10 protein-coding genes and 1 pseudogene are annotated in these 11,797 nt (G+C 64.1%); 3 read left to right on the top strand and 8 right to left on the bottom strand.

Annotated elements, in window-relative coordinates; genetic code table 11:
• Nucleotides 1-3: 3 nt before the first annotated feature.
• The 6 genes from B7R93_RS10585 to B7R93_RS10560 all read right to left on the bottom strand — a co-directional run bounded on the left by B7R93_RS10585 (nt 4) and on the right by B7R93_RS10560 (nt 9,249).
• Entirely contained in the window at nt 4-1,077 is a 1,074-nt protein-coding gene (locus B7R93_RS10585) for a FecCD family ABC transporter permease (RefSeq protein ID WP_423815922.1), read from the bottom strand.
• A 100-nt stretch (nt 1,078-1,177) separates the two neighbouring features.
• Nucleotides 1,178-2,059: a heme/hemin ABC transporter substrate-binding protein gene (locus B7R93_RS10580; RefSeq protein WP_232798327.1), complete on the bottom strand. Its 882-nt coding sequence runs from the start codon at nt 2,057-2,059 to the stop codon at nt 1,178-1,180.
• Between the two features lie 79 nt (nt 2,060-2,138).
• Entirely contained in the window at nt 2,139-4,313 is a 2,175-nt protein-coding gene (locus B7R93_RS15910; protein ID WP_232798326.1) for a TonB-dependent receptor plug domain-containing protein, read from the bottom strand.
• A 445-nt stretch (nt 4,314-4,758) separates the two neighbouring features.
• Entirely contained in the window at nt 4,759-6,381 is a 1,623-nt protein-coding gene (locus B7R93_RS10570; RefSeq protein WP_103020742.1) for a PepSY-associated TM helix domain-containing protein, read from the bottom strand.
• A 9-nt stretch (nt 6,382-6,390) separates the two neighbouring features.
• Nucleotides 6,391-6,672: a hypothetical protein gene (locus B7R93_RS10565; RefSeq protein ID WP_103020741.1), complete on the bottom strand. Its 282-nt coding sequence runs from the start codon at nt 6,670-6,672 to the stop codon at nt 6,391-6,393.
• Between the two features lie 222 nt (nt 6,673-6,894).
• Nucleotides 6,895-9,249 (bottom strand): TonB-dependent siderophore receptor, encoded by a 2,355-nt coding sequence (locus B7R93_RS10560; protein WP_198598653.1) that lies wholly within the window; start codon nt 9,247-9,249, stop codon nt 6,895-6,897.
• Nucleotides 9,250-9,383: 134 nt separating this feature from the next.
• Here B7R93_RS10560 and B7R93_RS10555 point away from each other — a divergent pair, with 134 nt between their 5' ends.
• The 3 genes from B7R93_RS10555 to B7R93_RS10545 all read left to right on the top strand — a co-directional run bounded on the left by B7R93_RS10555 (nt 9,384) and on the right by B7R93_RS10545 (nt 10,899).
• Complete coding sequence (locus tag B7R93_RS10555; RefSeq protein ID WP_103020739.1) at nt 9,384-9,734, top strand: hypothetical protein; 351 nt, start codon at nt 9,384-9,386, stop codon at nt 9,732-9,734.
• Nucleotides 9,735-9,937: 203 nt separating this feature from the next.
• Entirely contained in the window at nt 9,938-10,144 is a 207-nt protein-coding gene (locus B7R93_RS10550; protein ID WP_103020738.1) for a hypothetical protein, read from the top strand.
• A 272-nt stretch (nt 10,145-10,416) separates the two neighbouring features.
• On the top strand, nt 10,417-10,899 hold the full coding sequence (locus B7R93_RS10545) for a DUF4920 domain-containing protein (RefSeq protein WP_103020898.1): 483 nt from the start codon (nt 10,417-10,419) through the stop codon (nt 10,897-10,899).
• 144 nt (nt 10,900-11,043) lie between these two features.
• Here the strand turns inward: B7R93_RS10545 and B7R93_RS16345 are convergent.
• A pseudogene (locus B7R93_RS16345) lies at nt 11,044-11,139 on the bottom strand (GTP-binding protein); the annotation flags it as partial.
• A 76-nt stretch (nt 11,140-11,215) separates the two neighbouring features.
• Nucleotides 11,216-11,665 carry a DUF2911 domain-containing protein gene (locus B7R93_RS10535; protein ID WP_157942269.1) on the bottom strand — a complete coding sequence of 150 codons (450 nt, stop codon included), beginning with the start codon at nt 11,663-11,665 and terminating at the stop codon, nt 11,216-11,218.
• Between the last annotated feature and the right edge of the window lie 132 nt (nt 11,666-11,797).

Below are 11,797 nucleotides of genomic sequence, written 5' to 3'. Positions count from 1 at the left end.
GCGTCAGAACGAGTAGCCGACGCCGCGCTGGCGGTCGCGCAGCAGGAGCCATAAGAAAAAGGGCGCGCCCACCAGCGCCGTCACGATGCCGATGGGGAGCTCGGCGGGGGCGACGATCGTGCGCGCCAGAAGGTCGGCCCCCAGGAGGAGCGTGCTGCCCAAGATTGCCGAGCCGGGGATGAGTACGCGGTGATCCGGCCCCACGGCTAGGCGCAGCAGGTGCGGCACGACGAGGCCCACGAAGCCGATGATGCCGCTCACCGCCACTGCCGCGCCCACCACGCCCGCCGCCAGCAGGACGACGAGCCTCTTCACCCGCTCGGTGCGGATGCCCAGATGCCGCGCTTCGCTTTCGCCCAGCAGCAGCGCGTTGAGTGGGCGCGCCAGGAGCGGGGCCGCGAGCATCCCGCCCAGCAGGCACGGCCCCACGACGGCGAGCTGCGTCCACGTCGCTCCGCCGAGGCTGCCGAGGGTCCAGAACGTGAGGTCGCGCAGCTGGTCGTCGTCGGCAATGAAGATCATGAGTCCGGTGCCGGCGCCCGCCAGCGCGTTGATGGCAATGCCCGCCAGCAGCATCGTCGTGACGGACGTCTGCCCATTGCGTGTCGCGAGGCGGTAGACAACGAGCGTCGCGACCACGCCACCGGCGAACGCTGCGGCCGGCAGCAGGAAGGCGCCGAGCGTGTCACTCCACGCGCCGAGCACCGTCGACCCCAGCACGATCGTTACGACCGCCGCCAGCGACGCCCCGCTCGACACGCCGATGAGGCCGGGGTCGGCCAGCGGGTTGCGGAAGAGGCCCTGCATCACCGCGCCGCTCACCGCGAGTCCACCGCCCACGCTGATCGCCAAGAGCACGCGCGGCAGGCGGATGACCGTTAGCACGAGTTCTTGGCGCGTCTCGTAGGCCCACGGGAGCGCGAGCCCGACCTGCTCGCCCAAGATCGCGAGCACCTGCCCCGGCGTGATCGTCACCGCCCCCAGCGCCAGGCTCGCCCCCACCGCCCCGAGCAGGAGCGCGACGAGCCCGCCCAGGACGAGCCGGGCCCGCCGCTGGTGCTGCACCCGCATCGACATGGCCGGAGAACCGACCCCGTTGCGGGACGCGGGCGCAGCACGTTCTGCGTCCTCACCGGGATGCGTATCTATTGACGATTCCATGCCCAGACGCTGTCAGTTACTGCCGGCTGGCCGATGAGGACGCGGGGTCCAGCTCCGGGTGCAGCTTCTCAGTGAGCTGCTTCACCGCCGTGCCCAGGCGCGGGCCGAAGCCGAGCAGGAGCAGGTCGTCCATCGCCACGATGCGCTGGTTCTCCCCGGCGGGTGTGAGTGTAATGCCCGGCTGTTCGAGCAGTCCGTCGACGCCGCCGATGCTTTCCAACCCCCGCGTGAGCATGAGGATGACCTCCGGCTCCGCACTAGCAACGGCCTCGGCGGACATCGGCTTGAAGCCCTCAAATCCAGAGACGGCATTCTTCGCGCCGGCGAGCTCGATCATCGCCTCGGCCGACGTGCCGGTGCCCGCCACGTTCATCGTGCCACTGCCGCGGGCGTAGATGAAGAGCACGCGTGGGGAGGATGTGGCCCTCTGGCGCAGCGACCGCGCCTCCGCAAGGGCCGCTTCCATCTCCTGGATCAGCGAATCGGCCTGCGCCTCGCGCCCGAGCAGCCCGGCGATCCGGCGAATCTTCCGGGTCGTGCCCTCCACGGTCGGCTCATTCTCGATCAGTTCAGTGCGGACCCCCGCGCTCCGCAACTGATCGAGCACGGTCGGCGGGCCGGTGCCCTCCAGCGCTAGGACCAGCGACGGGTCGAGCGACAGCACCCCTTCGGCGGGCAGCCGTCGGAAGTAGCCCACGCTCGGCTTCTCCGTCGCCGCTTCCGGGTAGAGGCTCGACGCGTCCACGCCCACCACGTGGCTCCCCGCGCCGAGTGCGTACACGATCTCCGTCACCGAGCCGCCGAGCGTGACGATGCGGCTCGTGTCGGCGGTGGGCTGCGCGTGCGCGGCGAACGCAAGGAGGCAGCTAGCAAGAAGCAGCGCAGCGGATCGCATCATAGTAGGCGGTCTAAATAGCAGGCGGGCCAAAGAACCGAGTGAGATCGAATCAGGAATCTGAACAGCGGTGGAGGGGGATCTAATAGAGCTGCATCGAGAGGCCGGCGTAGAACTCGCGTCCGCCAAAGACGGGAACCGGCGACCCGGGCGTGTACTCCGGCGATGCGTCCGTCAGATTTTCCACGCCGAGCGTGAGCGTCGCGCGGTCGAGCAGGGTCTTGCGGACCGTCGTGTTCCAGAACGTGTAGCCGTCTGCCTCGTCGTCGAATTCGTCGAAGACGCCGTTTTGGTTCGTGTCGGCAAAGCCGTAGTCGCCCCGGTACGTGCCGCGCAGCGTGACGGTAAGGCCCAGCGGATCGTGCTGGTAGCGGAGCTTCAGGGAGCCGGAGTGCTTCGAGCGATTGAAGAGCCCGATGTAGTCGCCCTCTTGTAGCGTGGGCGCGTTGGGGTCGAAGTTCGGGCTCTGCGGGTCGTTCGGCACGCGGAAGAGCTCGCCCGCCTCGATGTCGTCGATGTCATCCCGGCTCTTGGCCTCCAGGTACTGATAGCCGGCCGTCAATTCCACACGCCCCAGCGACGTCTCCAGGTCCGTGCCGCGGAGCGGGCGCAGCGTCACCTCCGACTCCAGCCCCTGGGTGAAGGCCTCTCCCACGTTGAAGTAGGTGAACACGAAGGGGAAGGGCCCGCCGCCGGTCTTCTGCAGGATGAGCTGCGAGTCGATCAGGTTCTCCACGTCGTTGTGGAAGAGGTTGACCGACGTGCTGAGTTGCGGGAGGAGGTCCGTTTCGACCCCGCCGTTGAACGACAGCGAATTCTCCGGCTCCAGATCCTCGATGTCCGCAAAGCGATCGAGCTCCCGGGCGATGCGTCCGTTCTCGCGGAGGCGGTCGACGCCGCTGTTCAGTTGGTCCGCCCCGATCACCGTGTAGCCCGCCGAGTTGTTCGTAAAGTCGTAGTAGAGCTCCCGAAAGGTAGGCGCCTTGAAGCCAGTGCCGACCGACGCCCGCAGCCGCAGCCCATCGACGGGCTCAACGAGAACGCCGCCCTTCGGGCTCAGCTCCGACTCGTAGTCCTCGTTGGCGTCGAAGCGGGCGCTGGCGGTCAGCTGTAGCCAGTCCGTCGGCGAGAACTCGTCCTGGACGAACACGAATCCGCTCTTGCGCCGCTCAGTGCCGTTCCGGAGCAGGTTGACCCCCGAGATCGACTCGGTGATAAGGCCGCCGCCGGCCGTCACGAGGTTGTCGTGGGGCAGTGTCACGTTCCACTCTGTCTCCGCCTTGCCGTAGAACTGATCGGTGCTTAGCTCATCGTCCACCTCCCCGCTCTGCTGGAGGGTTTCCGTGCGGTCGAAGTTGAACCACGAGCCGTAGAGGGTGGTCTGTCCGCGAAGGCCGGGCCGAAACTCGTGGCGGAGCGTCGTCTCTACGTTCCAGTCCGTCTGGTCACGTTCGCCGTTCAGGGTCTGCTGCTGGCGATTGGCGGTCCGGTAGTCCGTCTGTTTCACGTTGAGGCGGCCGTTCACGTCCAGGGTCGTGGCCGCGCCCAGGTCGTACGCCAGGTCGGACGTCACGGTGTAGTCGTCCTGCTCCGGGGTTGTCTGGCCGATGGCGTCCTCGCTCAAGTCGTAGCCGTCCGTCCGGTAGAAATTCGCCGAGACGGACCCGGACAGCGGCCCTTCCACGAACTCGCCCGTTGCGTTGAGGTCCGCCGTCGTGTAGCGCCCAAGGCGCCCGCTCACCGAGAGCGACCGCGACTGCTGGGGCTCTCCGGTGATGACGTTGATGACGCCGGCCAGCGCCTCGCTCCCATAGAGCGACGACGAAGGCCCGCGGACAACCTCCACGCGCTCAACGTTGCTGACACTTATGCGATCGAGGTCGAGCGTGCCCGCCGTGCGGCCAACCATCGGCTCGCCATCCACGAGGAGCAGCGTGTACTCGGGGTCAAGCCCCTGAACCTGGACGCCCGTGCCGTGCGAGTAATCGAACTGGAAGGTCGTCTCCTCGCGCAGTAGCTCGGACAGGCGCAGCGACCCGCGCGCCTCAATGTCCTCATTCGTGATGACCGAGGCCGGGACCGTCACGTCGTTCAGCGATGTCCGGGTCTTGGTGGCCGTCACGACGACGGGATTCATGTCGATCGACCAGAGGGAGTCGGCCTGTGCCGCGGAGTCACTGGGGGCAACGGCCGGCGCCTGGCCCCACGCAAGTGCGGGGAGCCCCAGACTCAGAAGAACCGCCAGGGCAGTGGTCACGCAGGCAAGACGGGGATCTCGTCGAATCATAAAAGTGAGGAAAGAGAACGTCAGAGAGGAAGCGGAGGGCTTTCTTTACTATTTAGACTAGTTATAAACAACGTAGCCAGTCAAACCCTACCGGGTAGTCCCGATACTTGCAAGGCTATCCCCGGCCCGTTGCGGTGAAAACAAAATGAACAGTCGGGCCTGGGGGGACTGCCCGCAAACCTTCAGGTCCGTCGGTGTACCGGGACGGGGCGTTTCGACGCGTCCGTGCACTGTGCGGGGCGCGTTGGTGCTGCTCTCCACCGGGCGCCCGAGGTCACCGCCGGACCGCCCGGTGGGGCAGGACCGGTCCCGCAGCGACGATGACGAGCATTACACCGGCCAACGAGCCCGCCCTCGCAACTTGTTCAGCGTCCCCATCCTGTCTGAGCTCTCCTTTCCCCCTTACCGTCCGGCGTCACGCCGTATCCAGCAAGACCTCCTCCGGTGTTCTCCCCGAAGCGGACGTACGCTCTTCCTCACGTCGGTCCTGATCGGTGGGCGGCGGCGGGGCGGCTTCCACGTCCAGGCCCGCCGCAAGGCCCAGCAGCGCAAGTCCACACAGAACGGCCCCCACATCCACACCCACCACGGCTCCGCGCCCGGCTGCCCACGCGACCCACGGCCAGTCCCCCGTGGCGAGCCCGTTGGCGAGCGGAATCAGCAGGGCGAGCACGCCGCCGGTGGCGAGCAGGGCGCGGTGCACGCAGGCAATGTTCGGTCGAACCAGTGCGTAGAGCACGCAGAGCCCCCAGCTTCCGAAGAAGACGAGATCGGTCCAGCCGTCGGGGGAGATCGCTCCGCTAGGTCTCCAGTGGGCAGATAAGAACAGGAGCGCCGTGGCCGGTGCCATTCCCGTGGCCGCCCCCGCCGTGAGACGAGCCAGGATCGTGTTGATCGTGCGGTCTTGCGTCCGGCGCACTTCGAGCCAGGTAAAGTTGCCCGTCAGAATAACGGCGCTCGACGCCAGCGCCAGGAGGAAGAACAGGATTTTGAGCGCCAGGCCGCCAAACTCTGCAAAGTGGAGCACCTCCATGCTTTGGACGGCCTGGTTCAGCGCCCCCGCCTCGCTGGGAGGATCGCGTAGCAGCTCTTCTCCCGTTGCGCCATGAAAGACGAGGGAGCCGGTGCCCCCGAAGGCCGAGCCCCGCGTCCGCCCGATCACTTCCACACGGCTGTCGGGCTCTCCCATGTTAGAGACGATCATCGTCTTCGGATCGAAGTTCGGCCAGGCGTTCCGGGCCCGGGCGGCCAACTGGTCCAGGCTCGTTCCCGTCGGCGACGCCGTCTCCACCGAGTCGACCTGAACGGTAGGGGCGTAGTACCCGGCCTCTCGGTAAAAGTCGGCCATGCTTCCGTCGAAAAGGAGCGACGCGTACGGAAGAGCAATCAAGCCCACCAGGCCGAGGTACGCCCCGGTGAAGGCATACATCGTCTGGAACGGCAGGCCGATGGTGCCGAGGACCTTGTGGGCATCGGCCCACGCGACGCGCAGTTTCTCACTGGGGCGAAACTGGAAGAAATCCTTGACAAGGCGGTCGAAATGAACGGTGGTCCCGGTCACGACGGCCAACAGGGCAAACAGGCCAATGACACCCGACAGGTAGAGGCCCCAGAGTCCAAACTGATAAAAGAAGTGGAGGTAGTACAACGTCTGCGTGATCGCGCCCTCATTGGGATTGGCGACCCACGCCCCGCTCTTTGGATTCACCCACGCGTCGTGCGACGCGCCCACGGTCCCGCCGGTTGCGTACACGTACAGGTTGTCGTGCCCGGCGTCCGGAAGCCCCAAGTACACGTAGGAGGGCGGCGTGTCTCCTCGCCCAAGCGAGTCGAGAACGGGTCCCGTCATGGCCTTCAGGGAGGCCTGCTCGCCCGGCGAAGCTCGCAGAGAGGGCTCTTCCCACTGCCGAATTTCTCCGCAAAAGAGCAGCAGTGCCCCCGTCACGAAGAGCACAAAGAGCGCCAATCCGATGACGATGCCCGTCATCGAATGTGCATCCCACATCAACTTGTACGTGCGAGAGGAAAACGTCGGCATCGGCGTGATTTACAAGAAGGCGTGAGCGAGAGCGGCACAGCCGCCGAGAACGAAAGCAATCCCGAGCAGAATCCCCCACGCCCGCAGCGCGGTGCGAGCCAGTACTGCGTAGCACATCGCCCCGACCCACACGGGAAATCCGATCAGGACCCCCGTGGCGACGGCTACGTCTTGTCCAACCGGCATCCCCGTCACGCAAAAGACGCAGAAGGCAAGATACAGCGCTGTACTGGCAAGCAGGACAGCTCCCGTCCTGCTCCACACCTCAATGGGAGTCCAGCTGTACTTCATGGGACACGGAGGCACCGTCGGGCAGAACCGTACAGACGTGAATGAAGGGAGCGGAGCTACACAGCGATCGAAAGAACGGCAATCTCGAAGGCCAGTGCCCCACTCACCGGGACGAAGCGGCGTAGCAGAGAGCCGCTCCTGCGTACGTGAGACTGAGCGTAGCTGTGAGCATCGAAAACGGCACAAAAATGAAACTCGGAGGCGATTAGGTGGGGCTCCCGATCACCACCGGTATCGGATGCTGGCCGTGACCGTGCGTTCGGCCCCGAACGTCGCAAAGTCCTGGGGACCGCTCACGAAGGTGGATGCGACGTGCTCGTTGTCAAACACATTGTCAACGTTCATTTGAATACGGATTCCCTCCCAGTCGTAGTGAACGGCGGCGTCGAAGAGCGTGACGCCGGGGGCCTTCAGGGTGTTCGGCGTGTCCCCGAAGCTCGGTCCGAGGTACCGCACGCCACCCCCAAGGCCCAGTCCCGCGAGGGGACTGTCTTGAAGCGTGTAGTCGGCCCAGCCGGTCCCCATCTGTTCACGGACCTGTATGGGGCGGTCTCCTTCCACCGCTTCGTTGACGCTCTCGGTGATCTCCACGTCCTGGCGCGTGTAGCTGGCTGTTACGTCCAGTCCGAAGTCGAAGCTCGCCACTCCTTCAACCTCGATGCCCTGCGAGTTGGCTTCCCCGGTTTGTATCTGCTGGAACGTCTCCGGATCGGTCTGCAGAAAATTCTCGCGGGTTAGATCGAAGAGGGCCACCGTCAGGTAGCTGTTGCTTCCCGGCGGCTGGTACCGGGCGCCCACCTCCCACTGCTCGCCGCGCTCCGGCTCAAAGGCCTCCCCGTCCGGATCCGTCCCCAGAGACGGCAAGAACGACTCCGAGTAGCTGGCGTACGGAGCCAGGCCGATGTCGGACTCGTACACGAGACCGACGCGCCCGCTAAACTCTGTGTCGTTTTGCTCGGTCTGGGTCTCGGCAAGGGCCCTGTCCGTCTCGGTCCGGGCCCAGTCCACTCGACCGTTCAGCGATAGGGTCCACTTGTCGTACAGATCCACGTGGTCTTGGGCATACACCCCGATCTGCCGCTGATCGATGTCGGTGTCCTGGAAGGGAGGCGGGGCCGGAATCTCCTTGTCGAAGGTGGGGGCGAAGACGTCGATGGGCGGGGCGCTGCCAAAGTTCTGCTCTGATCCGACGTCGATGCTCTGAACACCGACCCCGAGCAAGAACGTGTGGCGCGCCTGACCGGTCGCAAAGTTGACCTGTGCCTGGTTGTCGAGGGCGATGCCATCAAGCTCTGCGAAGCTCTCAAAGAGGGACCGGCCTAAGGTTCGCATGTCGTCCTGGAGGCCGGTTCCGAAGACGCTCACGTCGTCGACATCGATCGAGTAGTAGCGTAGCTTTTGCTCGATGGTCCACGCGTTCCCGACCTTCTGTGTAAACAGGTAGCCGATTGACCACTGTTCACGATCAAACCGGTCGGCTTCCGGCTCTCCCAGGAACCGGTCGACGGGAAGCTCCCCGTTTGGATTTGACTCCAGTGTACCAGAGACGGGCAGCCGCTGGGAAGCCCGAGTGTCGTCTTCCTGGTAGCGGCCCAGTAGCGTGAGGGTCGTAGCGTCGGAGGGCCGCCAGCTAAAGGCTGGGGCCACGAAGTAGCGGTCGTTAGGAACGCGATCGACCTGCGTGTCGGCTTCCCGAACGAGGCCGGTGAGTCGATACGAGAAGGTGCCGTCGTCGTCGATGGGGCCGCTCAGGTCGACCTTGCCCTGTAGGCGGTTGTTCGATCCGGGCTCGAACACCACCTCGTTGAACGGTTCCTGGGTCGGCCGCTTGGAGACGACGTTGACCAGCCCGCCTGGACTGCCCGCCCCGTACAGCACGGAGGAGGGCCCACGGGGTACCTCGATCCGCTCGGCACCGTAGGGTTCGGGGTTGTACCCTTCGTTGAAGGATGGATTCCGGAGCTGAACCCCGTTTCGATAGAGCCCACCGGTGGTTGCGTCGAAGCCCCGGAACCGCAGAAACGTCGTGCGGGGCTCGAAGCCAAACGTCTCACCTTGAACCCCGGGCGTGTAGCGAAGCGCTTCAGACAGCCGATCAACGCCTTTCGCGGCCAGTTGGTCGCGGGTTATCACCGAGACAGACTGGGGCGTCTCCGCCAAGGGAGCACCAATTTTGTTTCCGCTTGCGACTTCCTCGGCCACGTATCCGCCGCGGCGGTCCGTCACTGTAATGCCGCTAAGCTCTACGGATTTCTGAGAAAGCCGGATGGTGAGAGTGGTCGTCTCGCTGGTCCGTACCTCGATTTCTCGCTCGGCCGTTTCATATCCTACCAGGCTGGCTTCGACCGTGTACGTGCCCACCGGCACGTCGTCGAAGACGAACGACCCGTCCGCTTGTACCGCCGTTCCGATGGAGGTGCCTCGCAGGCCCACGTTCACGCTCCGGAGGGGATTCCCGGTTTCTGCTTCGACGACCCTCCCCTCCACACGTCCCGTCTGGGCACGTGCATCCGGTGGCCCCGCGAGGCCCAGGAGGAGGGCGATGCACAATCCAGCGAACCAGGTGCGACGCGACATAACTGCTAAACTCTTTGATGCGGGTTCTTTATTTAGACTCGATACAATTAGCAAGGGCCGGCCAGAAAAAGTCAAGCAGGCTTCTCCGTCTTTCGCGTCGAGTTCACGCAGGGGGGAGGGCCTCCGGTTCATTAATGATCGTAGCCCCCTACGTTGACGAATCGCTTCTCGAAGTGATTTCAGGTGTTGCCGAGTCTATTTCCTCGGTGCAATTCCTTTCGAGTAATCCAAAGGGAGATCTCAAGCTGGAGGCGCGTAAGTTCAGAGATCAGTACTCAGACTTGTCACTCCATGTACGAAAGACGACGAAATTCAATGGTCGGTGTATAATTACGAATGAGTCGACATGCCACCATATTGGTGATTCGATTAAAGGCGCAGGTGGTAAAGTATTTATGATCAGTGAGGTGGAGGATAGTGAAAACAGGCAGGCACTGATCGAGCAAATCGAGGAAAGCTGGAAGCAAGCTACATCGGTCGAATGATGTTGAAGACGAATGATGTGCATAACTCCTCATTGCAGACGACGACGGGCTGGTGCCGCTTGTGGAAGGTGGCATCTCAAATGCCCTCTTCATAAGCCCTGAAGCCCGTCGCGGCGGAGCTGGACCCGTCATAGCGCTTGAAAAGAACTCCCCTCGGAGCCGTTCGTTGGCACGGCGTCTTGGTCAAAACGAGATGCATCGACATGAAGACCGATCAGGGTACAACTCGGGTCGACAAGGAAGCTGCGAAGGCGCATCGTGCCGCGTCCAAAGAAGAGCGACGGGAAAACGATTCGCTGCTGAATTTAAAGCTCCGGAGTGCCACCCGCTCGCAGGTGTCGATCAAGACGTACACGGACGAGATCAGCAGACGGGCCGAAAAGCGAACCTTCACGCCCGAACTCCCATAATTCCTGCTGAATGAAGAACAGGCCGTCCTGTGTATTCGACGCGAGCAGTCTGATCAGTGCGCTTCTGATCCGCGCATCGATTTCGAGGCAGGCATTCGACAAGGCGCTCGACTACCACCAGATCTGGGGCTCGGACGGGACGGTCACTGAGTCTGACGATGTGGCAGGCCGGGAGAGGTTCGAGACGCATCCGAAAGCCGGCGAGCGAGCGGAGGTTTCATTCTGTCCCCTTTCCTCAACACCGTCTTTTGCACGCCATGTTTGCACACACCATGTCCACATTGGCCCGCCTTCGCGGCCTTCCTGCGCTCTTCTGCGTCATCATAATTGCCGGTGCCTGTCAGCCAGAGCCGTCGTCGGACCCGGACGCGACCGTTCGGACATACGGGGCGTCTGTCGAGAAGGCGTCGGCCCGTGCGGCTTCGGAGGTAGCGGCGTCGGCGTCGGCGCTTGACGGAGAAACCGTGACGGTCACCGGACGCATCTCGACGGTGTGCCAGAAGAAGGGCTGCTGGCTCGCGCTGGATACGGGCACGGCAACGCCGATTCGCGTACTCGTGCCGCGCACCGACGAGGGATATGAGTTCACCGTGCCGACGACGCTGACCGGACAGGCTACGGCCATGGGCACGTTGCAGACTGTCACGCTCGACGCGGCCACGCAAGAGCACCTTGCTGAGGACGGGGACGCGCCGGCCGAGGCCCAAGAGGTGCAGATCGTCGCGACGGGCATCCGCGTGGCGCCCGACGCCTAGGAGTCTGTCAGGCTTGGGAGGGCCGGGGGGGCGACCGTTGCTCGCTGGTCGACCCGCTTTTCACGTTCGATACGAGAACAGGGCCCTGGGTGCTCATGGTCGCTGTGCTCACGGTTGCTGTGCTCGTGGTCACTGTGTTCATGGTCGTGGCCCGCGTGGTCGTAGCCCGCGTAGCAGGTGGTTGAGCAGGGTCGTCTTGCCGCTTCCCAAAAATCCGGCGAGCACCGTGACGGGGACGGGGAACGCAAGGAAAGGCCGCGTGGGTGCGTGGCGGCCTGCCTGCCCCCGTCCTGGATCTTCTCCGAGCGGAGGATGGCTAGCGGCTGCGTTGTGGAGCCCGAACGGGGAGGCGCACACGGGTTTGGTCCCACGTGATGCGCAGGTCACCCCCATCGTCCACATGCTCAAAGTCGATCGTGAGTGCCTCTGTTACCTCGTCGAGCGTCTCGACGGGCACTTCAACCACCAGCACATCGCGTGCGGGATCGTACAAATCTGTTTGGTGCATGCCAAGCACGCTATTGAGGTGGAGGGTCCACGAGGATGCACCGGGAGTGGCAAAGACGGAGTACGCCCCGGACGGCACATCGGTGCCGCCCATGTTGAGGGGAGAGGTCAGGAAGAGCTCAGAGGCGTAGTGCGCCCCCACGGCCCATAGTTGGTCAAAACCGACCAGCCCGCCAAAAATGGTACGGCCCCGCTTCAGTGGGCGGCCGTACGTGATGTGGATATAGGCATCGCCGATAAAGGCCATCGCGCGAGCCACGCCGCTTCCCGGCGGCGGATCGTCAAGGTCTAACCGGAACCCTTCAACCAGCGCGGTTTCCCCGCCGCGATCAGACGTGGTCGTGTCTGCGCTACTGGTTGCACGGTGTGAATGAGTATGCTGACCCGTCGC

This window comes from Salinibacter altiplanensis, assembly GCF_002894645.1.
GTDB classification, from domain to species: domain Bacteria; phylum Bacteroidota; class Rhodothermia; order Rhodothermales; family Salinibacteraceae; genus Salinibacter; species Salinibacter altiplanensis.
This window is presented reverse-complemented; position numbering and strand designations above follow the sequence as displayed.

What these genes read in the sequence shown, in the direction of transcription:
- B7R93_RS10585 (WP_423815922.1), bottom strand. Translation starts at nt 1,077, where the DNA reads ATGTCGATGCGGGTGCAGCACCAGCGGCGGGCCCGGCTCGTCCTGGGC.
- B7R93_RS10580 (WP_232798327.1), bottom strand. Translation starts at nt 2,059, where the DNA reads ATGATGCGATCCGCTGCGCTGCTTCTTGCTAGCTGCCTCCTTGCGTTC.
- B7R93_RS10570 (WP_103020742.1), bottom strand. Translation starts at nt 6,381, where the DNA reads ATGCCGACGTTTTCCTCTCGCACGTACAAGTTGATGTGGGATGCACAT.
- B7R93_RS10565 (WP_103020741.1), bottom strand. Translation starts at nt 6,672, where the DNA reads ATGAAGTACAGCTGGACTCCCATTGAGGTGTGGAGCAGGACGGGAGCT.
- B7R93_RS10560 (WP_198598653.1), bottom strand. Translation starts at nt 9,249, where the DNA reads ATGTCGCGTCGCACCTGGTTCGCTGGATTGTGCATCGCCCTCCTCCTG.
- B7R93_RS10555 (WP_103020739.1), top strand. Translation starts at nt 9,384, where the DNA reads ATGATCGTAGCCCCCTACGTTGACGAATCGCTTCTCGAAGTGATTTCA.
- B7R93_RS10550 (WP_103020738.1), top strand. Translation starts at nt 9,938, where the DNA reads ATGAAGACCGATCAGGGTACAACTCGGGTCGACAAGGAAGCTGCGAAG.
- B7R93_RS10545 (WP_103020898.1), top strand. Translation starts at nt 10,417, where the DNA reads ATGTCCACATTGGCCCGCCTTCGCGGCCTTCCTGCGCTCTTCTGCGTC.